22 protein-coding genes and 2 pseudogenes are annotated in these 22,388 nt (G+C 51.1%); 13 read left to right on the top strand and 11 right to left on the bottom strand.

Features of this window, described 5'->3' with window-relative positions; genetic code table 11:
• Window positions 1–89: 89 nt before the first annotated feature.
• The 3 genes from C7W93_RS07665 (at window position 90) to C7W93_RS07655 (ending at window position 2,977) form a co-directional block, all read left to right on the top strand.
• The gene (locus C7W93_RS07665) at window positions 90–977 is read left to right on the top strand and encodes a MoxR family ATPase (RefSeq protein ID WP_108439483.1); all 888 of its coding nucleotides are present in this window, start codon (window positions 90–92) and stop codon (window positions 975–977) included.
• Window positions 958–2,100 (top strand): VWA domain-containing protein, encoded by a 1,143-nt coding sequence (locus C7W93_RS07660; protein ID WP_108439482.1) that lies wholly within the window; start codon window positions 958–960, stop codon window positions 2,098–2,100. Before C7W93_RS07665 ends, C7W93_RS07660 begins: the two co-directional genes overlap by 20 nt.
• 409 nt (window positions 2,101–2,509) lie before the next feature.
• A complete protein-coding gene (locus C7W93_RS07655) occupies window positions 2,510–2,977 on the top strand; it encodes a bacteriohemerythrin (RefSeq protein WP_108439481.1) in 468 nt (155 codons plus the stop codon).
• 128 nt (window positions 2,978–3,105) lie between these two features.
• Here the strand turns inward: C7W93_RS07655 and C7W93_RS07650 are convergent, their stop codons facing one another.
• The 11 genes and pseudogenes from C7W93_RS07650 to C7W93_RS07605 form a co-directional block, all read right to left on the bottom strand.
• Window positions 3,106–4,464 carry an ammonium transporter gene (locus C7W93_RS07650; protein ID WP_108439480.1) on the bottom strand — a complete coding sequence of 453 codons (1,359 nt, stop codon included), beginning with the start codon at window positions 4,462–4,464 and terminating at the stop codon, window positions 3,106–3,108.
• A 58-nt stretch (window positions 4,465–4,522) separates the two neighbouring features.
• Window positions 4,523–5,560 (bottom strand): XdhC family protein, encoded by a 1,038-nt coding sequence (locus C7W93_RS07645; RefSeq protein WP_225869772.1) that lies wholly within the window; start codon window positions 5,558–5,560, stop codon window positions 4,523–4,525.
• The gene (leuD, locus tag C7W93_RS07640) at window positions 5,542–6,183 is read right to left on the bottom strand and encodes a 3-isopropylmalate dehydratase small subunit (protein WP_108439479.1); all 642 of its coding nucleotides are present in this window, start codon (window positions 6,181–6,183) and stop codon (window positions 5,542–5,544) included. Before leuD ends, C7W93_RS07645 begins: the two co-directional genes overlap by 19 nt.
• Window positions 6,184–6,198: 15 nt before the next feature.
• The gene (gene leuC / locus C7W93_RS07635) at window positions 6,199–7,644 is read right to left on the bottom strand and encodes a 3-isopropylmalate dehydratase large subunit (protein WP_108439478.1); all 1,446 of its coding nucleotides are present in this window, start codon (window positions 7,642–7,644) and stop codon (window positions 6,199–6,201) included.
• Window positions 7,628–8,953 (bottom strand): NADH-ubiquinone oxidoreductase-F iron-sulfur binding region domain-containing protein, encoded by a 1,326-nt coding sequence (locus C7W93_RS07630; protein WP_108439477.1) that lies wholly within the window; start codon window positions 8,951–8,953, stop codon window positions 7,628–7,630. Before C7W93_RS07630 ends, leuC begins: the two co-directional genes overlap by 17 nt.
• Window positions 8,941–9,294, bottom strand: coding sequence for a (2Fe-2S) ferredoxin domain-containing protein (locus tag C7W93_RS07625; RefSeq protein ID WP_108439476.1), 354 nt, complete (start codon window positions 9,292–9,294; stop codon window positions 8,941–8,943). Before C7W93_RS07625 ends, C7W93_RS07630 begins: the two co-directional genes overlap by 13 nt.
• Before the next feature lie 315 nt (window positions 9,295–9,609).
• A pseudogene (locus tag C7W93_RS25000) lies at window positions 9,610–9,768 on the bottom strand (IS66 family transposase); the annotation flags it as partial.
• Window positions 9,737–10,042, bottom strand: coding sequence for a transposase (locus tag C7W93_RS07620; RefSeq protein ID WP_370446446.1), 306 nt, complete (start codon window positions 10,040–10,042; stop codon window positions 9,737–9,739). The pseudogene C7W93_RS25000 and the gene C7W93_RS07620, both read right to left, overlap by 32 nt.
• Window positions 10,043–10,439: 397 nt before the next feature.
• Window positions 10,440–10,637: an IS66 family insertion sequence element accessory protein TnpB gene (gene tnpB, locus C7W93_RS07615; RefSeq protein WP_108439475.1), complete on the bottom strand. Its 198-nt coding sequence runs from the start codon at window positions 10,635–10,637 to the stop codon at window positions 10,440–10,442.
• Entirely contained in the window at window positions 10,613–10,981 is a 369-nt protein-coding gene (locus C7W93_RS07610) for a transposase (RefSeq protein WP_161539897.1), read from the bottom strand. Before C7W93_RS07610 ends, tnpB (C7W93_RS07615) begins: the two co-directional genes overlap by 25 nt.
• A gap of 567 nt (window positions 10,982–11,548) precedes the next feature.
• Window positions 11,549–12,340 (bottom strand): TetR/AcrR family transcriptional regulator, encoded by a 792-nt coding sequence (locus tag C7W93_RS07605; protein ID WP_108439473.1) that lies wholly within the window; start codon window positions 12,338–12,340, stop codon window positions 11,549–11,551.
• A 902-nt stretch (window positions 12,341–13,242) separates the two neighbouring features.
• Here C7W93_RS07605 and C7W93_RS07600 point away from each other — a divergent pair.
• From C7W93_RS07600 to tnpB (C7W93_RS07555), 10 genes and pseudogenes are all read left to right on the top strand, one after another.
• Window positions 13,243–14,298: a 2,5-dihydroxypyridine 5,6-dioxygenase gene (locus tag C7W93_RS07600; RefSeq protein WP_108439472.1), complete on the top strand. Its 1,056-nt coding sequence runs from the start codon at window positions 13,243–13,245 to the stop codon at window positions 14,296–14,298.
• A gap of 259 nt (window positions 14,299–14,557) precedes the next feature.
• Window positions 14,558–15,187 (top strand): isochorismatase family protein, encoded by a 630-nt coding sequence (locus C7W93_RS07595; protein WP_108439471.1) that lies wholly within the window; start codon window positions 14,558–14,560, stop codon window positions 15,185–15,187.
• Window positions 15,188–15,244: 57 nt separating this feature from the next.
• The gene (locus tag C7W93_RS07590) at window positions 15,245–16,495 is read left to right on the top strand and encodes an SRPBCC family protein (protein WP_108439470.1); all 1,251 of its coding nucleotides are present in this window, start codon (window positions 15,245–15,247) and stop codon (window positions 16,493–16,495) included.
• 24 nt (window positions 16,496–16,519) lie between these two features.
• Entirely contained in the window at window positions 16,520–16,939 is a 420-nt protein-coding gene (locus tag C7W93_RS07585) for a hypothetical protein (protein ID WP_108439469.1), read from the top strand.
• 52 nt (window positions 16,940–16,991) lie between these two features.
• Window positions 16,992–17,432 carry a nuclear transport factor 2 family protein gene (locus C7W93_RS07580; protein ID WP_108439468.1) on the top strand — a complete coding sequence of 147 codons (441 nt, stop codon included), beginning with the start codon at window positions 16,992–16,994 and terminating at the stop codon, window positions 17,430–17,432.
• A gap of 327 nt (window positions 17,433–17,759) precedes the next feature.
• Window positions 17,760–19,376 (top strand): cytosine permease, encoded by a 1,617-nt coding sequence (locus tag C7W93_RS07575; RefSeq protein ID WP_108439467.1) that lies wholly within the window; start codon window positions 17,760–17,762, stop codon window positions 19,374–19,376.
• Window positions 19,377–19,419: 43 nt separating this feature from the next.
• Window positions 19,420–20,268 carry an alpha/beta fold hydrolase gene (locus tag C7W93_RS07570; RefSeq protein WP_108439466.1) on the top strand — a complete coding sequence of 283 codons (849 nt, stop codon included), beginning with the start codon at window positions 19,420–19,422 and terminating at the stop codon, window positions 20,266–20,268.
• A gap of 111 nt (window positions 20,269–20,379) precedes the next feature.
• Window positions 20,380–21,408 (top strand): annotated as a pseudogene (locus C7W93_RS07565) (IS110 family transposase).
• A 218-nt stretch (window positions 21,409–21,626) separates the two neighbouring features.
• The gene (locus C7W93_RS07560; protein WP_161539841.1) at window positions 21,627–22,022 is read left to right on the top strand and encodes a transposase; all 396 of its coding nucleotides are present in this window, start codon (window positions 21,627–21,629) and stop codon (window positions 22,020–22,022) included.
• Window positions 22,019–22,366 carry an IS66 family insertion sequence element accessory protein TnpB gene (gene tnpB / locus C7W93_RS07555; protein ID WP_108438191.1) on the top strand — a complete coding sequence of 116 codons (348 nt, stop codon included), beginning with the start codon at window positions 22,019–22,021 and terminating at the stop codon, window positions 22,364–22,366. Before C7W93_RS07560 ends, tnpB (C7W93_RS07555) begins: the two co-directional genes overlap by 4 nt.
• Window positions 22,367–22,388: the final 22 nt, after the last annotated feature.

Genomic DNA, 22,388 nt, shown 5'->3' with positions numbered 1-22,388 from the left:
CGGCCAGTCACGTGAAAAGTTGCATGTGACGCGGCCAGAATTCGTCCAATCCAAGGGTGGCGAACAACGAATCGAAGGAAGGTTAATAGATGAATGCAGCATACAACGATCTCGTCGCGGCTTTGCGCCGATATGACTACGTTGCCGATACAGACATTGCGGCGTCGATTTTTCTTGCTGAGTACCTTAATAAGCCCATATTGATCGAGGGTGAAGCCGGGGTTGGGAAAACCGAGATCGCGCGCGTTTTATCGAAGCTGAAAGACACCGAACTTATTCGACTACAGTGCTACGAGGGACTGGATTCGAACGCTGCGCTGTATGAGTGGAACTACCAAAAGCAGATAATAAGCATCAGGCTAAATGAACTAACGAAAGAAACCAGACTGTCAATCGAAGACCTTTACAGTGAACCATACCTGCTCGCAAGACCGATTCTGAAAGCGCTCACTGCAGGTAAAAAAGTGGTTCTTCTGCTCGACGAGATTGACCGGGCAGATGAAGAATTTGAGGCATTGCTTCTCGAAACACTTGCCGAATTTCAGATGACAATCCCTGAGTTCGGGACAATCAAAGCAAAACACGCACCCTATGTAATCTTAACTTCCAATCGCACGCGCGAGCTCACCGATGCGCTGCGCCGGCGATGTTTGTATCTCTGGATAAATTATCCGAGTTTCCAGAAAGAGTTTGAAGTTATCAAAATCAAGGTACCTGAAGTTGGGGAAGTGCTTGCGATGCGCATCACGAGCTTCGTTCAGGCGATTCGCCATGAAAAGCTGAATAAGGTACCGGGCCTCTCTGAAGCAATTGATTGGGCCAGGGCATTACACGGCACTGGGGTGAAGATCCTTGACAGGGAGAGTATCGAACATACCATCGGCGCTTTACTCAAGGATCATGATGATCTCAGAACCTTCAAACGAGATTTGGTAATGCCTTTGCTGGAAAAGATTGATGATGGTCACCACGTCTGACAATCTTCGGATAACAACAGATTTTACGTTGCGGCTTTGCGCGCTCCTGCGGCAAAGTGGCGTTGACGTTGGTACGCAACAAAGCATTGCCTGCATGGACGCACTCCTGCTGTTGGGTACCGTATCCGAGGATGATCTAAAGGCAATCTACCGGATAACGCTTATCAATCGTAAGCAGGACCTGTACGAATTGCACAAGATCTACGAGTTGCTGATGAAAGACTATCTTTCGCCCCGGGCGACACCTTTCGAGGGGCTGCAAGAGAGAGAGGCAGAGCCTGAACCAATTGTTATCCGACGTCGCGAGTATTCCGATGAGGACTCATCGTTGGCCGTAGGCGAGGACCTTGGCCGTGTCGAGGGTTATTCCGTTCGAGAGGTCGATTACTACAAAGACTTTCAATTTGTTCCGAAGGAAGATATGCCATCGGTAATGGCTGAAATTGAGAAGGTAGCGAAAAAGTTCGCTTCGATTAAGCGAAGGAAAACAAAGCGATCAAAGCACCATGGCGCGATCGATCTCCGCGCCAGTGTCCGAGATAGCGTGAAGTTCGACGGTGAGATCCTTAATTGGCGCTACAAACGGAAAGTACCCACGCACTCTCGCTGGGTGATCCTCTCCGATGTAAGCGGGTCCATGGAAATCTACAGCATTTTCTTGTTAAATTTCTTGCATTTTCTTAATGAAAATCATCGCATGAAAATGGAAACTTTCGTTTTCAGTACTCGGGTGGAGTGCTTGACGGAGCATTTTCGTTCTAAGGATTTTCGGGAAATGCTCAAGAACGTGGCTCAACACTTTTCAGGCTGGTCGGGCGGAACGAAAATTGGCGCGGCAATTAAGGCGATGAATGAGACATACGCCGGCGTGATTACGCCGAAGACGACTGTCATTATTATGAGTGACGGGTGGGATACCGGTGATATCGATCTCCTGGATAAGGAAATGTCGACACTGCGAAGCCGCGCCAAATCGATCATTTGGATTAACCCGCTCAAGGCCTCGCCGTTGTATGAACCGCTTGCCTTAGGCATGGCGACTGCGCGTCCCTATTGCGACCAGTTCATCACGGGTCACTCGATTAATAGCCTGGAAAAGTTGACGAATCTGCTGGCCAAATAGCAGCCTGTCGGATTTTCCTTCGGAAGAGGCTAACATCTGAGGCAGGGTAGGGGCGCGTGTTTTAAACCGGTCGTGCGTGCATTCGAGGCTATTTCGGCGCACATTAACTGCAAATGACAGCACTCAAATTGACACCCTAGCCCACAGCATCTTGTCATGCAATTCCTCTGCCCGCGTTGGGCTCAATGTGTTGCCCAACAAGCGCCTTAAGCTCAACTGATTTTGCATCAAAACTGCTTTAGCACACCCGCATGCGTCTCTCCGCCCTGAACAAGGTCATCAGCCGTTACGGTGACAGCACCTAGCGTAGGACGTGTAGATGCAATGTTGCTGTGGAAAGAGGTTCTAAGAATTAAATCGGCCTATACTCGGAACAGATAATTCCGTCACTCTCACATGCCTTCAACATATGACAACGCCTTTAGTTCGCCCAGATAACGAGTCCAACGTCATTTGTTGGGACGACACGTTCCTTGTTGGATACCCGCCACTTGATCGTGTCCATGAAGAATTTGTAAACTCGCTTGCGGCGCTGCAACGCGCAACTGACGACGCATTGGCTGAACTCTTTGATGCAATGGCGGGGAGTGCAGGACATCAGTTTGAGCAAGAAGACAAGTGGATGAATGAAACCGTATTTCCTCCTCGCGATTGTCATGTGAAAGAACATGCTGCCGTGATGGAATCCATTGGACAAGTGCGCGAGCGCATAGTGCAGGGCGATCTGGCAGAGGGACGGCGTCTTGCGAACGCGTTGGCTGATTGGTTTCCGGCGCACTCGACCCATCTGGACTCTGCGTTAGCACATTGGATATTTAAACTTCGCTTGCAGGGTAAGCCTGTTGTCTTGCGGCGGGGGGCGGTGCGCCAAAGCTAGCGTCGCTGACAGCGCCATCCCGGTATCTTCCCCACGATTCAATAATCCGGGTGCAAAACCGACGGATTTTCCTCGACAATAGATGTCGCAGACGCCTGAAGGCAGGGTCGTCTGCGACATGGAGGCTGCTAGGAGTAATCAGCCATTGCCTTAGGCGAGACACGCATTTTCCGTGATTTCCGCCATTCGTTCCAATACCACACGTCCATGCCGTCTTGTTCAATGGTGGACGCGACGCGTAGACCGATTGTTTTCTCGATGGCGAACACCAGGATCAGACCGGATCCGCCTGCGATGACAAGGGTCACCAGGATGCCGATACATTGCATGCCAAAACTAATATGTGCATGTTGCAGCGCGTAGTCGCCAGTTGCTCCGGCCACACCTCCGGTGGCAACACCGGCACCAATAATCCCCGCGAGTAGCACGCTTAGAATCGATGGCCCAAGCGCGACGGGAACAATTTTCTGGTCGTCCAAATCGTATTTCGTCATGAGCGCCGCGCCAGCTCTCATCACCCAGGGGCCACTTGCGGCTGCGACAAAACATTGCCACGGTGCTGCAATATCGAATAGAGCGGTGCAGGTGATGTAGCCAGCAATGGGGCCTAGGAAGATATAGACCGGCTTGTGCTTCCGATAAGCAATGACCGCGCCGGAAATCGCACCGCCGCTAAAGGCCATAAATATATTTATGAACACAATACCAATGCCAGATGTGGTATTCGTAATGCCAAAATATCCAACCCCCGGCTCAAGGAATCCGCAACCAAGGACGAACATTGGAATCGCTATCATCAGTACCAATGCGCCCGATCCAAACATATGACCGTTGAACGACGTGGTCGAGGCGAGTCTTGGACCTAGGCGCCATGACAGGATGAGGGACCAAACTCCCACAAACATGTAGAGCGAAAAACTGCCTACAAAGTCATGTAAGCCGTTGTTGGACAGAGGGCTTGCCGGCCCCCAGGTCAAATAGGTCATGATGGGCATTAGCAAGCCGCCAGCGACTGCTGAAAGAATGTAACAGGCGCTTGGCTTCATCCTGCCGAGGCCCATGCTGTGAACGAAAGATCCGATAACGGCCGCATACGCGAAAAAGAAGACGACGAAGATTTGCTGGGTATCTGCGCCGGGGACGGTGGTGTTGTCGAGATTCTGAGCATAGGTATTCATGTTGGGTCCGAACAGCCACCAGTCTGAAAGTGACTGTTGTAACGGATTTGGAATACCGAATGCCTGGTTGAATTGCCAGTTCCAGATCGCATAACCCGCAATCATGCAGCTCGTACCGCCAATAAACGCGCTGACTATCTTCTGCGCCAAGGTATCAACGAGATGCTTGGCATTCACCGTTCCGGCGTCAATCAAGGCGAGCGCTACAATCACGAGAAAGGCTCCCATGCATGCGATGATGTAAAAAATATCAGAGATGTAAGCCTGTGCGGAAATCTGCTCCGCAAAGGTTTTGGTCAAGTAAAACATGTCGGCCTCTTTCGATTGGGGTTGAGGAAACGAGAAAAAGCTTGCTTGGGTAATCCGGTCATTTCGGTGTTCCCAGCGGGAGACGGAGATTGATGTCTCGAGGCGTTGGATCTGGAATCTGATAACCGTAACGCGCAGCAGTCATCTGGGCCAAAATCGAAACAGCGATCTCTGGAGGTGTACGGGCACCGTTTTTCAGCCCTACCGGGCCATACAGTCGATCAATTTGGTGCGGCAATACATCGAACTCGCGTAATCGGTCCCGCCGCTTTTCTTGATTCTTGTGAGAACCAATGGCACCGACGTAAAAAGCGTCTGACTTGAGAGCTTCAATGAGTGCAAGGTCATCGAGCTTCGGATCGTGCGTCAGTGCGACGATTGCGGTGTGGGGATCTGGGCGCATGGCGATCACCGTATCATCGGGCATTGTTCGCAAGAGCTGCGTCCCGACGATCGCCCATTCATTTGCGTACTCCTCCCGCGGGTCGCAAACCAGTACTTCGTAATTGAGGGTGCGCGCCATGGTTGCCAGATACTCGCTCATCTGACCCGCGCCGATGATGAGCAAACGCCACGTCGGGCCATGAAAAGTTATTAACGTCTTGTCATCCACGCAGAGTAAATCCGCACCAACTTGATTTTCGAGGCTGACCTGTCCCGAGAACAGTTCGAGAGTACGACAAATACGTTCACCTTTTTCCAGACGAATCAGAAGTTCTTCAATGCGTGATATATCCGAGACGGCCTCAAGAACCAGTTCAATCGTTCCGCCACAGGGTAGTCCAAAACGGTGAGCTTCTTCGGCGGAAACCCCATACTTCACACGTTTTGGCATTGTCATGCCGAGTGTGCTTTGACGCGCGCGATCGATTAGATCATCCTCTATACAGCCACCAGAAACTGATCCGGAAATGTGCCCGTCGTCTCGAATCGCGACCACCGACCCGATCGGTCGCGGGGCTGAACCCCAGGTTCGAATGAGTGTGCCCATAACGATACTATGGCCGGCGATGCGCCATTCGCCGATTTTTCGCAACACGCTCAGGTCTGTATTGTCCATGTCGCCAGTTTCTTTCGTCAGTACGGGAAAAGCCAAGGTTCCTGCTTGCGTCGCACGGATTCATAACCGCGAATTTTTTCGATATCTTTGAACGTCAAGTCGATATCGTCTAGACCTTCTATCAAACAGCGCTTACGGAACTCGTTGATCTGAAAGTTCAGAACATCTCGCTCCGGGGTCGTCAGGGTTTGTTGTTTCAAATCAACTTTGATGCAGTATCCCGGAGAAACCGCAACGGCATTAAGGAGAGCGCTCACCACCGAATCGGGCATGATGATCGGAAGAATGCCATTCTTAAAGCAATTGTTGTAAAAAATATCGGCAAAGCTCGGTGCGATAAGCGCACGGATACCGAAGTCTAGTAAAGCCCACGGCGCATGCTCGCGACTTGAGCCGCAACCGAAGTTTTCTCGCGTGAGAAGGACTTCAGCACCCTGATAACGTGCGTCGTTGAAAGAAAACGCAGGATTTTTTCTTCTTAGGGAGCAGTCGTCCCCAGGTTGTCCCGGGTCCAGATAGCGCCATTCGTCGAAAAGATTCGGCCCAAAGCCAGTCTTTTCAATCGACTTCATAAACTGCTTTGGAAGTATCGCATCCGTGTCAACGTTCGCCCGATCAAGGGGTACAACTAGAGCGGTAAATTGAGTAAAGGGTTTCATCGCAATCTCACGTGGCTAAAGCTGGGAAACATCGACAAAATGACCGGCTATCGCCGCCGCAGCAGCCATTGCAGGACTGACAAGGTGTGTGCGACCGCCTGCACCTTGCCGTCCCTCGAAATTTCTGTTTGAGGTCGAGGCGCAACGATCTCCCACGTTAAGATGGTCTGCGTTCATGCCGAGGCACATAGAGCACCCGGGATTACGCCACTCGAACCCGGCATCTATGAAAATCTTGTCGATGCCTTCTGCCTCCGCTTGTGCTTTGACTAGTCCTGATCCAGGAACGATCAGCGCTTGTGAGATCGAGGCAGCAACCCGCTTGCCCTTCGCAACTGCTGCTGCGGCACGAAGATCCTCGATGCGTCCATTGGTGCAGGAACCGATGAAAACTTTATTCGGACGAATGTCAACGATCGGCGTGTTGGGTTCGAGTCCCATGTAAGTAAGCGCACGTTCCACCGCGGCGCGCTTGGTAAGATCCGGCTCCTGCGAAGGATCGGGGACGGCGCCGTTAACGCAGGTCACCATCTCGGGAGAGGTTCCCCAACTCACCATAGGATGTAGGGTCCTTGCATCGATCTTTACGGTACGATCAAACGAAGCATTCTCATCGCTCGTCAACGTGCGCCAGTAATCAACCGCTTGATCCCATTGGACTCCGCGCGGTACGAATGGGCGTCCCTGAAAATAGTCAATGGTCGACTGATCTACGGCAATGAGGCCGACACGGGCTCCGGCTTCGATCGCCATGTTGCATAGCGTCATTCGGCTTTCCATCGAGAGCTGGCGAATAGTTGTGCCAGCAAACTCGATTGCGTACCCTGTGGCGCCCGCTGTACCAATATCACCAATTATGCTTAGGATAAGATCCTTTGCGGTAACGCCGCGCGGTAATTCGTTGTCGATTTGGACGAGCATGGACTTTGCCTTTTGGGTACGCAGACATTGCGTGGCAAGGACATGCTCAACCTCCGACGTGCCAATACCAAAGGCTAAGGCAGCGAAGGCCCCGTGGGTGCTCGTATGGGAGTCACCGGCGACAATTGTCATTCCGGGCAGCGTGGCGCCCTGCTCGGGACCGATAACATGGATGATTCCCTGACGGGGATCGCCGAGCGCAAATTCGGTTATACCGAAATCTAAGCAGTTCTGGCTCAGTTGCGCGATTTGCGCCCTAGAGAGAGGATCTGCGATTGTCTGGTCTCTACGGGTCGTTGGGACGTTGTGGTCTGCCGTCGCCAATACGGTTTCGGCGCGCCACACCTTGCGTCCCGAAAGTCGTAGTCCTGAAAATGCCTGTGGACTGGTGACCTCGTACACGAGATGCCGGTCGATGTATAGCAGTGCATCCCCGTCAGGTGTTTCGGTAACGACATGCCTTTGCCACAGCTTGTCGAAGAGAGTCTGAGCTTTGACCGTATCATTCCTATGATTGAAAGTGCTAAGCCGGTCTGTCATGTTGCGATCCTTCTATCCCTTGACCAACACGTTGAGGTTCATTTCGAGTGGTGCAGCAGGTACATCTGTTTTCCAGGTGTGCCAGAAACTCGTCATAAAAGAGGCACAATCCCGTCCTGATTGGGGCAACAGGCATTCCGATCAGGCTGCAAATGCCTTGCCCCGTTGCGAGCTTGATGACGTCTTCGACTTTGTCGAGAAGCTTCGGAGTTCCTTTTCCAGCGAGCACTTGCTTCACGATGGTGTCGAGCATGTTGGTTTCCATTCGACAGCGCGGGCACTGCCCGCAGGATGTCTCGGCGAAAAAATGCATAATTTCGCCGATGCGCTGAACCATACATTCATTCACGGAATATGCTCTGATAACGGCACAGCCGAGAGCTGATCCATATTGGCCCAGAGCCTTCGCGTCAAGGGGTGCATCGAAGTCCGATGACGAAAGAAAACCAGATGAAGGACCGCCAGGCTGGACGCACTTAATCGCCGTACCGTTTTGTAGCCCACGGCCCCACTCGTAAAGCACTTCACGAATACTTGTGCCAAGGGGGATTTCGTACACCCCGGGATTAATAAATTCTTTCCCAAGGGTGCAGAGAGTTACGCCGTTACCATTACGGCCAAGAGCACGATATGACGCAGCACCAGCTGAAAAGATAAAGGGGAGGTGCGCGACCGTTTCGACGTTTTGAACCAGGGTGGGCAATCCGTGCAACCCCTCCTGAATTGGAAATGGTGGCTTACTGCGCGGCAGAGGCGTCTTCCCTTCGAGTGTTTCCAAAAGCGCCGTCTCTTCCCCCACAATGTAAATTTCGGGAACGGTTTGCACGGTTATGGATATACCGGAAAAATCAATATCGGGGTTGCTTAGCAACTCTTGAAGCGCATTTCTAAAGGATGTCACCGCATCGCTTGATCCTTCGTTGATTGCGACCACGATTTCATTTGCCTTAACTGCGTGCGCTGCAATAAGTGCGCCCTCGAGGACTTTGTGGGGAACGTTCTCGATCAGATAGCGATCTTTCAGGGAGCCCGGCTCATGTTCGCTGCCGTTAACAACCAGAATTTTTCTATCGCCCCCTTGAGCCAACATGAGCCGCATCTTCCGATGCGTTGGAAAATTTGCGCCTCCCTTACCGGTCAACATCGATTGTTCGATCTGATCAAGAAGTGGCTCTAGTGAAGTTTTCTTTCGAATATCGTTAAAGGCTTGATAACCGCCGAGGAGCCGATACGCTGCAAGCGACGGATCGTGGGATTTACTCCAATCAAAAAGCGCATGCACGGATGTCAGCGGAGTCAATTTGCGCATTCTTTGTCGAGCAGACCGGCATCAATCATCTCGAAAATCATCGTATCTATTTCGGGATCATTGTTCTGCTGAAAGCGGGATATGTCTTCCTCCCCTTTTAAATAATTCACGACCGCGCCAGCATCTTCTTTAGTCACTCCGCTAAGCCAGCACCGGGTCGACGGAATGACGATGTTTGGCCCAAGATTGCATGCGGCAAAGCACATGATTTTCTCGGTCACGACGTGCTTCATGCCCTGCTCATCAAGCTGCGCGTTAACGGCGGCTAACATAGCTTCAGCTCCCCGACTACGGCAGTCGACGTTCATGCACACATACACTTCAACATGCTCTACATTCATTGAGAAACACCATTCAGTATAAACGCGTAAATTCAGCAAATGCCTGACGTGCCAGCTTGTCCGGGCCGTATTTCCGTGCCGACGAAAGTATTATTCGCAGGGATAAACGAGACTTTTACCACTGTAGACCGTGGTGGCCTCTTTTATTAATTATACAGATAACTAATTTAAGGTCAACAATAAGTGAAAGTTATCTTTTTCCGGGAAAATGGTGTCTCAAACGTAAGCGATCAATCAACCACGTCCCTTGCTGCATAAATTGATTTATGCAGGGTTCTGAGCGGTAGGCTGTAAATTCCATGGCAGTAGCGCCTCCTAGTCACCGGCAGTATTGGCGTAAGGCAGTGCCGTGAACAGCTGGGTCAGATACTGATAAGCGTCTGCCTTGCACGTTTCAATCAACGAATACAGATTGGCGCTAGCGTTAGCGCCACCGATGGTATCAACGAATAACCAGTTCTTGCGTCCGATCACGGATACGTACCGATTCTGGCCGCGTGGTACGGATGACTTCGCGTGGCAACGCCGGGTCCAGCGGCTTGCGGCCCGGTTTCTTGCGCTGATGACCTGGAACGATAATGTCTACGTCGCTCTGTTGCGATGGCAGCGCAGCATGTGCGGCCAGCGCCTCCGCCTCATTGAGAAACAAGTCGCGTTGAACAGTGCTGCGTGCTTCGCTCCTGGTACCGAATAATCGGCGCGGAAAGGCTTTGAGTTGTTCCTTGAGCAGATCGCGCTCGACTTGCATGACGCGCAATTCGCCCCGCACGACATCCCGTTCGCCCCGCACTGCATCGCGTTCGGTCAACGCCGCATCGCGCTCTGCGATGAGCGTCTGCAATGCATCAGCGGTAAGGGAGTAGGGGTGCTGTGTAGGTGCCATGACTGACAACATACCGAAATATCGTACCGGATAGGTTTACGTCATTTCAACAGCATGCCATTTCCTGTGGTTTACCGACAACAACGCCATAAAAGTACACGGTTTGCCTCAACTCGCCCGCGCATAGCTACGTAGCGGATGTTTGTGCATGGGCTTTGAGGTCAATGCCATCGAGCAGCTAGTGTAATGGTTCGACACTCAGTTCGAGGACCGCCGCTTCACGCGGCTAGGCGAAGCGGTCAGCCTCAAGTCGCTTGAACATTCACCAGAATCCGGTGCGATCTCGCAGTAACAATTTGATGCGGTCGCGCCGTCGGTTACAGAAGACATACAGGGCCGGTGCAAACGGATTCAACCTCAATGCCTGCTCGACGATGGCGGCAAGACCGTTAATGCTCTTGCTACCATCGACCGCATCCCGGTGCAAATACACCTTCAGTCCCGAGTCGAGGCGGAACATGGCAACTGGCAAAGCATCTGAAGCAGCGACAATATGTCGTCGCGGGTGGCACAGTGGGCATCAATCTCAATCCCATTGGGCAATCTGGCACGCAGCATTGAAACCGTCATCGGCGCTGCAGCCTGCACCGCCACGACCGGAATAAAAGCAGAAGTGAGCGCCGGTAAACGCGTCACCGATGCCACATTGCCTTCGCGTTGATACTGGCGAATCCACTTGCGCAACAAATTGGCATTGAGGGCCTGTTGATAGGCCAGTTTGGCCACCGATACACTAAGCTGTGAACCAGCTTCGACTAATTCGCGTTTGGCGCAACGATCATATTGACAACGACCATCCCGCAAGCGCTTAATGATCAGAGCGTACGACGATCCTGAGTGATTCTATTCCATAGGTGTCCCCTTATTGTGAACTGCACCCCAAAAGTTGGACACCATCATCCCGAATCTGGGTAGTCTTTACTAGACGTGCTCAAAGAATCGCTTACTCTCAAACGCTCTTTGAAATTTGGATTGAGTAGGATCAGGCTTGAGTAAGTTCGGACGGATCGGTTGTCGGTTTCGAAGAATGGATCCATACGTAGGAAGCATTGCCTACAATCGGTGCTGCTTTTGCCGACGCCCTCGATAGCGCCCGAGGCACGCGTCGCACTTAGGTCTCTATCGATTCACCCAAGTTCAATGAGAGAGGCGGGTGCGCAACTATGCCCCGCCGCCGGAGCGTGTATCGGAATTTTTCTCATGCCCAAGCCCCAGTAAAGCAGGCCAGGCTCTCCGAGATGTTTGATGCGAATAGCGGTTAGTGGTGTCAGTTGGGTCAGTCGGGCTGAACGTGCTGTTTGCGTAGGCGTTGGGACTAGAACGTGATTTGCTGATTGAGCAACCTTGCTTCCCACCGGTCAGTAGTGCTGACTATTTAACGCGCGCGCGCGAACCGAGATTCGGCAGCGCCGCCGCCTTGGCTGTCTTCTGTTTCCTTGGGGCTTTTCTGACTTTCAATTCCGTTGATGGTGCCATCATCCCCACGGTACAAAAGGTCATCATTCGCTCCAGCGCTTCATCAAGGTGATTTGAATCAAATCGTCCACTGGAGAGATCATTTAGACGATCTACATCTGATGTCATATAAAGGCCGACACCGATGATGAATATAAACCGCCAGCTAATGTCGGCCGTCTCTACGCCGGGCAGCGCCCGCTCCAGTAAGGAGACGAACCGTCGGCCCACACTGTCGTAAACATCACGACGCAACATGAATGCCTCCTTTTGCGGCTCGCTATGCAGACGCGTCTGGAGACGAAAGAAGGCCACGCCGCCGGGCCCCTTTTGCTTCATTTCAAACTGCGCTGACAAGTAAACCCGAAGGATTTCTGCAACCGTCGGCGGCTGATCGCTGCGCTCTTCCAAAGCGTCGAGCATCTCACTCCAGCGATCGGTCAGGTTCTTACCACGACGTTTGTAGACGGCCTCATACAGAGCTCGCTTAGATCCGAAGTAATAGCTAATGAGCCCAGGGTTCACGTTCGCATCGACTGCGATATCGCGGAACGAGGTTGTCGTGTAACCTAATTGGGAAAACAATTGTTCGGCAGAATCAAGAATTGTGTCGCGGGTCTCTTCTTTGGCCAGAGACTCGGTTCCAGGTCGCCCAGGTCGCCGCGTTACACGAGGAGGCACCAAAAATTCGTTATCGTCGTGTTCCATTTTTTCCTATTCCTTGAATCTTATTTGAAATTAAAAGGTGTATGGCGAGGGGCCATTTATAGGGCGCCGTAGTGCATGGTGACCCGATCATTGTGGCTGCACGCTTCGGAAAGGAATACCGGTAGCGCTTTTAATCTGCGTCGGCGGATCTTGGAAATGCCAGCTTTTGCGCGTGCTATATTTGCGCCTCGTTAATTGCGGATTTCCCGAATTTTGCCACAAACCGGTTTCATGAGTAAGACTTCTTGTGAAAAATGCTGTGTTTTTGTGAAGACCCTCGGAGTAAATTCTCTTGCAGGATCAATGCGTCTGGAGCAGTGGAAGGAATTTGGGATTGTCAAAATAAGAAGATTGTTGGACAGATCATCAGTCGGGCTGGACAGACAACTTTAGTCCGATTAGTTTTTGAGGGAAACGTTCAGTTTTTAAGTTAAGGTGGAAGAAAATATTTGTTCGTACCACTCTTCAACTTTACGCCCGTCATCACTACAATCCAACTTTTTACGACTTGGTGCCTACCTTTAATTGGTCAAGACTCGCCCCGGCGATTTGCTAATATAAATAGATGTTCGCGCCCCTTCTTCGAGAGAAGTTCTCTCTTTTTCTCCGTAGAGCGATACCCGTTCTGCACCGCATGTCACGCCTCCCGACGAAGTTTATATCGGCTAGGGCGTCATAGTCGACAAGTAAAGGTAGAAAAAACTTTTGACAACCAATTCCTTCAAGTGTATAAATTGGTTGGTCGACTAATTAATTAATTCAATTGACTTCTACTTGAGATAAAAACATTCGGTTCGTGCTGATACATGTCCGGAGCTTGTGTACAAGTTTCAGCGGTGGCGCACGAGATGATTCGATAACACTGAAATGCAGCGCATTTCAGATACGTGGAGCTGATAAATATGGCAGTTAGCGATACTGAGATGGTCAATGCTTGGACAAAGGTCCTCAAACTTTCGAAATTACAGGAGGGGCAAAGTGTTGCAATTCTAACTGATCCCAGCACGAACCTTCAAACGCTTGCAACGGCTATATCTGCAAGCCAAGGACTGGGCGCAATTGTCACGCGTATAGATCTTCCGGCCGTAAATGGCGGTAAATCGTTGAGCCGAGACAGTAGCTCCTATGTAGGAACTACTTCTCTTAGCGGCAACCATTCTGCGCTTGCAGCATTGAAGGCATGTGATCTGGTGTTGGATCTCATGCTTCTCTTATTTTCCCCGGAACAAGAAGAAATTCTTAGAGGCGGGACCAAGATTCTTCTTGCGGTAGAGCCTCCAGAGATCCTAGTTCGTCTTATTCCTACGCTCGAAGACCGCGAGGCTGTACTGATCGCGGCTGACAAACTGGCTGCCGCAAAGACTATGCGCGTGAAGTCTGCCGCGGGCACCGACATTATTTTTCCCCTCGGTTCTTATCCGCTATTGAAGGAGTACGGGTTTGTCGATGAACCAGGCAGATGGGATCATTGGCCAAGCGGATTTGTCGCGACTTGGCCGACCGATAGAACTGCCCAAGGAACGATTGTGCTTGATAGCGGTGATATCTGGACCCCGCGCAAGACCTATATCAACACGCCAATCAAGCTTACCGTGCGCGAGGGTTACGTGACCAGTATCGAAGGCGGCCTCGATGCAGACCTGCTAAAGGACTACATGGAGTACTTTAACGATCCAGATGCTTACGCCATCTCGCATGTTGGATGGGGTCTGCAAAAGCGCGCTCGTTGGTCAGTGCTAGGCCTCTATAACCGGGAATCGACCTTAGGGATGGACGCGCGTTCGTTTGCGGGCAATTTTCTGTTCTCGCTTGGTCCGAACAACGAAGTTGGTGGCAGCAATAACAGTGCGTGCCATATCGATATTCCGATGAGAAATTGCACTGTCACACTGGACGGAGTTGACGTCGTTCAGAAAGGTTGTCTGACGGGTGATGGGGCGTCGAAAACGCTGAACTAGTAACGAAATATTCGCCAACAATTGGCTTGGTTTTTTTGGGCCAAAGGCTAAACTCGGTGGGCTGAACGGTTTGTACTCTTGAAATAGCGACAGCATTGCAGGAATCAGATATGAGTAACGATAGTACGTGTCACACGACTGCCTTCCCTTCGCCTGATTGGCTGGCACGGCGCACTATCGCTCTTCAGAATATGCGCTCGGCCGAGTGGGATAACTTCGTTTCCCACTTAACTCAACTTGAACCTCGTTAAAGGACTCTATGAGCGACTCCACAATGGATCTTTACAGACGTCAGGGATTCGGCTGTTCGCTGGGGAAACCCTCGCGCCCAGGCCTTTTAATTATCGACTTTATTAACGGATTTGCAGATCCGGCAATCTTTGGTGGCGGGAATATCAACGAAGCTATTGCCGCGACTGTGCCTGTATTAGAGATGGCGCGAGCCATGAAATGGCCCATTGCTCATGCCCGAATCGTCTTTGCAGATGATGGCGCAAATGCCAATATTTTTTCTATTAAAGCCACTTCGATCCTCAAGCTGACGGAAGATTCTGTTGAAAGCGCGTTCGTCCCAGAGTTGCAGCCTGCTCCGGGAGAACTTGTTATCCGCAAGACCTCGCCTTCAGCTTTTTTTGAAACTAATTTGCGCTCGTGGCTGACCCAACATAATGTCGACTCACTGTTGATCGCGGGTTGCTCGACAAGCGGATGCGTCAGGGCAAGCGTTCACGACGCTATGTGCTGCGGTTTTCGGCCATACGTGCTCATGGAATGCGTTGGCGATCGCGCGACCGCACCGCATGAGGCGAATCTATTCGACATGCAGCAAAAATATGCAGAAGTACTTTCATTCAGAGAATTCCAAGACAGGCTGGCAGGTAATGTCTGAGCTACGCTGACTTCCGGATTCGTTAATTCGTTTTTTGTTTTGAACGTGGAGAGCACTATGAAACTCAGCGACCTACAGAGCACGCGCTGGACCTTGGACCACCCAGATCTTGGTACCGGACCCGTTTCGGTTGAGTCCTACAGTTCGCCTGAATACTTCGAACAGATAAAAGAAAAGGTTTTCAAGAAAACCTGGCTCTGTACCGGAAAACGAATCGACGAAATCCCAAATCCGGGTGATTATTTCCTCGAAGAGACGGAGATTACCGGTACCTCTATTATCATCATCCGTGGGCTCGATGGTGTAATCCGGGGGTTTCATAACACCTGTTTGCATCGAGGCACGCAACTGCTGTTCGACAGCTATGGTTCTGTCAAAGGCAAATTGACCTGTATTTACCACGGCTGGGCGTACGCGCTGAACGGCAAGAACGTGGTTATCACTGAACGCGAGATGTTCTTTGACATCGAGAATATGGAGAAGGACCTTGTTGCGGTTTCAGTCGATACCTGGGCCGGTTTCATCTTCCTGAATCTAGATCCGAATCCGAAAGAGACGCTACTTAAACATTTGGGCCCCGAGCTTGATAACTTGTTTGGGGACTACCCGTTTGAAACAACGACTGTGCAAGTATCTTATCGAGCAGAGCTTGATTGCAGTTGGCCAGTTCTTCGAGATTCACAAATCGACGGCTATCACCTGAAGTACTTGCACAAACGCTCCGCGCCCGGTTTCATGGAGTCGGAAGAATCCCCGAATCGTCATGCATACGATTTTAAGCTTTTGGGGAAGCACGGTTTTGGAAGCTTTTTCGGCAATCGGGCCAAGATCAGCGGAGATCTTTCCAAATCTGCTCCAGTCGCCTCACTGGCCAGCCGCGTCGGCCAAACGCTTGCAAGTGACGCCACCGCGTTTGTCGATGTTTCGGAGTGGGCGAAGGGCGTCAACCCGACGAGAGCTTCAGACTGGTTCTTCGATATTCTCTACATTTTCCCCAACTTTCACATCATCTTCCTCGGCCATCAAGCCTACGTCGGTCACAAAATGATGCCGGGCAAGGCAGTGGACAAGTCGAGTTGGAACGCAAGGTTCTTCTCGCCGCCGATTCCATCGCAAGGTCTTGTCGACGAATGGGGCGCGGAATATATGAAATATAGTCTTCGCGATTTGTGGCGCGAGGACGGAAATACAACGCTCGGTGCCCAACGCTCAATAAACTCTGGTGTGTTCACAAAAATGTATCTGCAGGACCAAGAGATTCTGATCCGGCATGCCGAAAGGGTCTTGAACGAGACCGTTCGTTCCTGATTTATTGAATTTCAAGGAGTTTCTATGACAGCGGCAAAAACATTACCTACCCAGTTTCTCGAGTTTGAGCAGTTCCTTAATTGGGCGCTGCCGAGTGAAACTCAGCGCCGTCAGAAGCGCGAGTCTCTCAGTCTCGAAGAGATTCGCGAGTTCTATGACGCGGTTCTGCCGAAGGCAGAAGCAGTTTTCGATTATTTTCGTGCGACCGAGAGCGAATGCGGGGGAGCAGAAAAAGTTGGTCCGGAAACGCGACTTCTTTTTGTCCTAATGCTAGCGTTTTCAGAAGCATCGCTCTCGGTCGAATTGCACAAGAGTCCAATTGTCCCCGACGGCATGCACGGAGATATTTGGAAGCCCGAACACGAGACGCCCGGTTGGAAGAACAAACCGAAAATCCGGTTAATGCCACGCTCATCCGTTGAATCACCCAATAAAGTGGCCTGAAGTTTCTGGACTGCCGCTTTATCCATTTTTTTTCCATCAGAAAGGAATTAGCATGACGCCGAAAGAACTAGTTACCGCTTTTGTTGAGGCACACAACGCGCATGACGTGGACAAAATGATGAGCTACCTGAGCGAGGACAGCGTCATGATCGACGTCGCATCGCCCATTCCTCTGAACAGTAAAGAAGATGTGCGAAAGCTGTTCAACATGATTTTTGCGTCGATTGACATTCATTTTGAGATTACAGGGATGATTTCGGAGGGCAACAAGGCCTTCGCTGCGTTGCGCACAACAGGCGACGCAACTGGCATTTGGGCAGGCCGCGATATCACTGGCGCGCGCTGCGACGTCTTTGAGGGAATGTTCGTGGAAACGAATGGAGAACAGATAAAGACGACGATGTTTTACAGTGATACGGCGACACTTTCTAAGCAATTAGGCGGCTATCCGCCGGCGCTTAACATGTCAGCAGAGATCGAAGACATTATGTGATGTTCGTTCGCCCCGGAACGCAAAGCAGGTTCTTTCAAACGGGGCGAATAGAAACTTGTAAGATCCGAGCGGATGTGGTGCCCGGGGTCTGAGCTGCATAGTTGGTGAATGCGTTGAACAGGACCGAGCGGCCGACCGCCAACGGGAAAAAAACGGGTAGTTGCGTTGAAGCATCGCTATTCGATCATGTTAAATCGTTTTTTCTGTGCGTTGCTTATTGGCAAGCCCAGCAGCAGTGGTTTCTTTTTTTATAAAAAAACAACAATAAGCAGTCGCTTGCAGTTTTTCCTACTGTAACGATCAAACACGACTATTTGGGACGCTGAGATGAATCTGATTCATGACATTCGAAAACTTGGCGAGGATGATGTTCTGGATACGCGCAGTATCTTAGAGCGCGTCGCTGGTCATGAAGAGGAGACGGAGGATTATTCGCTGCGGCGGGTTCCTGCGACTTGGCGGTGGTCTGCCTGGGGTGCACTGTGGAGTTTTTCCGGAATTCTCACCGCAATGGCTTTCCCGCTAACCGCCGGATTGCTGACCATGTTCTACGGGGGGCCAGCAACCCTGATTGCTTTTGCAATGACACTGGTCTACACGTGGATTGGCGTCTTTTATTTCGCTCGTAAAGCGTCCGACGAAGGCGCGCTCGAAGTTTTAATGAGCAAGCAGACCTTTGGATTCATCGGATCGGCTTACCAGTTTATTGCCTATGGCTTTCTCGGAGCCCTTTACTTTGCTCTCGAAGGCCATGTCATGGCGAGTAGTTTGACAGAAGTGACCGGTTGGTCCACTTCGCTGAGTGCTGCCGTCGTCTGCATCCTCTTCATACCCCTCTCGATTTTCGGTATGAAGTTTATTTCATTATTTCAAGGTGTCACGATCTGGTTGTATTTGATCGGTATCGGTCTCGTCCTTTATTACATCTGGTCGGATGCTAACCCAAGTATTTCCGCTCTACGTGCGGGTCCTGCCTGGTGGCTCGTCAACCCAAGCAACGCCGCACTGAATTGGGTCAATATCCTTGGAGCGTTCGGCGCTACGTCTGGCGTGCTTGGCGCAATCATGATTCTCATCTGCACCGAACAAGCACGTTTTGCGCGCAGGGTAGAACGTAAAAAAGCTGCATTTCTGTTCGCCGGAATTGGAATGACCGCCTGCAACATTCTCACGCCCATTCTCGGTGTATATTTATTCGCTGCAACCGGCGGTAAAGTCCCTGATCCCGGCGTATCAATCACAAAACTCCTTGGCGGATTGGGTCTTGCCCTCATCATCCTGACGCAGCTTCGGATTAACGTCATCAATGTTTACTTTGGGACCAACGCGCTCGAGAATTTCACTTCCGTGGTACTGAAAGTGAGTTGGAGCCGTGTAGTTTATATTGTCCCCTTCCTGCTCATCTGCTACCTGTTGATCGTATCGCCGTGGCTACAAAAATTCGGCGTCATCATGACGATGCTGAGTGTCTTCTTAGTCAATTGGGCCAACGTCATGCTGGGCGAGTTCTGGCTGGTCAGGCGGCGTATTGGCATTCCACGCTGGAGCGAATTCAGGCGCGGCTATCTGCCGTCGTACAACAAAATCGGTTTGTTTGCCATGTGGGTGCCGACGATTGTGGGTGTAATTATGGGTAGTGGCACGTTTGGGCCCAAGATTGCGGCCCTCGCCGTACCTGTGACAGGAATATCGGCATTTTTTCTTCCTGCGTTGATTTCTATGCTCATGAGCTCTGACGGCGTAGTGCGCGAATATTTTGCGAGAGCCCCGGTATCGACGAAGTCGTTGAACATGACGCAGATATGTCCTGTTGACGGGACAACGCAGCATCGAAGTGACTTTGTTCTCTGTCCCTATCACGGCAACAAATTTATATCGTCAACGGCTTGCGCGTCTGAAAGAAACTGCCGAACAATGTGTCATAAAACTGCAACACGCGTTTGATTAGTAAAATCTTTCGTTCATCAAAAACTCGGAGTTACAAACTATGGCAAGTACATTTTTATATGGGGAGAACGTTCACGCCAATGGCATTCGGCAGCACTTCCTCAGATTCGGCGGCCGCGGAACACCGTTGGTCTTGCTACCTGGAGTTACCAGTCCGGCCATAACATGGGGATTCGTTGCCGAGCGGCTTGGCGAGAAATATGACGTTTACGTCATCGATGTCCGTGGTCGCGGCCTTTCTGAGGCAAGTGACGCGCTAGATTATCGAATTGAGGCCTGCGCAAAAGACGTTTCCGAATTTGTCGTAGCAATCGGGCTGCAACACTACGCGTTGATGGGCCATTCGTTTGGTGCGCGAATCGCCATCAAGACAGCAGTGAAATATCCCTCCAGCGGCCTTGAGCGAATGGTGCTCGTGGATCCGCCAGTGAGCGGCCCCAATCGACGTCCATATCCGGCAAAGATCGACTTTTATCTAGATGCGATTCGACAAATGGCCCGTGGGGACGGGTATGAGGCCATGCGTCGCTTTATGCCGACCTGGTCTGATGCGCACCTGCGTCTTCGTGCTGAGTGGCTGCACACTTGTAATGAAAGAGCTGTGGTAGATGCTTACAATGATTTTCACCAAGACGATATGCACGCCGATTTGCCTTTCATTTCCGTACCCACGTTGCTAATCGCAGCCGGACGCGGCGACGTCATCCGCCCCGATGAACTGGACGAAATTCAACGGTTGACGCCCGGGCTTGCCACAACTTGGGTGCCAACCGCAGGTCACATGATTCCTTGGGACGACGAAGCTGCGTTCTTCTCATCGCTGGGTGATTTCCTCGACGTGACGAGGAACACCATGCCGAAAGCCGTACCTATCTCCGCACACCGCTGATCCACGGTGCCCGGTCAGTATTGAGGTTCTAATGGAATGGACGGCCTCTTTCAAACGGCATCAACGTGCCAAAATGGGAGTGGTACCCCCTGAACGAAAGGAGCGTCCAAAATGAAGATTACTACGATTGGAATCGATTTGGCAAAAAATGTGTTTCAAGTTCATGGCGTCGATGATCATGGAAATACCGTGCTTCGAAAGAGACTAGATCGCGTAAAAATGGCCGAGTTCTTTGCTCAACTGCAACCGTGTTTGATTGGAATGGAAGCGTGTGGCAGGGCACATTACTGGGGTAAGAAACTGACCGCGATAGGGCATACTGTGAAACTGATGGCTCCTCAATTTGTGAAGGCCTATGTCAAGACAAATAAAAATGATATGGCCGATGCAGAAGCAATTTGGGAGGCCGTTTCTCGACCTAATATGCGCTCCGTTCCAATAAAAACGGACGAACAGCAAGCTGCTCTGTCATTGCACCGAGTGCGTCAGTCTTTTATCAAAGTGAGAACAGCTCAAGCAAACCAAATTCGCGGATTGTTGTCGGAGTTCGGCCTAATTATTCCGCAAGCAATTGCGAACATCGCCCGGCGCCTCCCGGAAATCATGGAAAAATCAGATTTGCCGGCAAGCTCTGGAGATCTGCTACAACGTTTGTATGATCACTTGAAAGACATGGATAAACAGGTCGATGAAATGGATGAGAAAATTCAACAATGGCACCGTTCTTCAGAAATGAGCAGAAAGCTTGCAGAAATACCTGGAATAGTTCCCATCACTGCCACGGCATGAGTGGCTTCAATTGGAGATGCTAAGAATTTCGTGAGCGGGCGCCAACTAGCTGCGTGGTTAGGACTTGTTCCCCGACAGCATTCCAGTGGGGGCAAATCCGTGCTTTTAGGCATCGGCAAACGCGGTGACACTTATTTACGCACGCTATTGATTCATAGAGCACGAGCGGTAATTCGATTTGCCGACAATAAAACATCTGCTACCTGGCTCAATAAGTTACTCAGTCGACGAAATAAAAATGTCGTTGCGGTCGCTCTGGTAAATAAAAATGCGAGGGTTGTATGGGCGTTATTGACACGTGAAGAACAAAGGTTTCGATCTGATTATTGCCCAGATCTGGCTGGCGCATAATCAAATCGGGCAAGAAAAATCCAGGAAATAATTGAAATAAATAACACCATTTATGCAGGAAGAAGAGGAAACCTTCCACAGGTTGTGCAGGCAAGATGAAGTGATGGCAAACTAGGTTAGACCGTAAGCGTGCGCTCAAAACCGTCTATACCTAATCCTCAAATGTCCGCATGATTGCGTTGGAGGGTACAAATCGATTGTGCCCACAACTTCAAATTATGGACACAAATATTGAGTCGGTTACTCCCTCTAAGCGCAGTGGTTATCGGCAACATTCGATTGATTTCAAACGCATGGTGGTCGAACAATCCTTGATGGCTGGGGCCTCGGTGTCGCGGGTGGCGCGGGCCCACGATGTGAATGCGAACCAGGTATTTACCTGGCGTAAATTGTTTCGTGCAGGAGCCTATGAGATTGCCTCAGGCAAGTCCGTCAAATTGCTGCCAGTAGTTCTTGGCGACCCTCGGCAACCATCCCCTGCCAAGCCAGTCTTCACCACGGCCGTTACACCGACCGGCGTGATGGTCCTGGAAATAGGTAAGGCGCGACTTCGAGTCGAGGGCGTGGTGGATCCGTCTATGCTTTCCATGGTGCTGGCCCGGTTGCTGGCATGATCGGTTTGCCAGCAGGAACGCGGATCTGGATCGCAGCAGGCGTGACCGATATGCGTTGCGGTTTTAATGGGTTGGCAGCCAAGGTGCAAACGGCATTGGCCGATGACCCGTTTAGCGGTCACGTCTTCGTGTTTCGTGGCCGACGTGGCGATATTTTGAAGATCTTGTGGTGGACCGGCGACGGGCTGTGTCTGCTGGCCAAACGGCTGGAACGCGGCCGCTTCATCTGGCCGCAGGCAAGCGAAGGCGCGGTTTGTCTGTCGCAAGCGCAACTGTCAATGTTGCTGGAAGGGATCGATTGGCGACGTCCCGAGCGCACGCAACGGCCCCTGTCAGGCTTGTAAACATCGACGTCATTCGGTAAAC

The organism is Glaciimonas sp. PCH181 (assembly GCF_003056055.1).
GTDB lineage: Bacteria > Pseudomonadota > Gammaproteobacteria > Burkholderiales > Burkholderiaceae_D > Glaciimonas.
The sequence above is the reverse complement of the archived record's forward strand: the minus strand, read 5'-3'. Positions and strand labels throughout refer to the sequence as shown.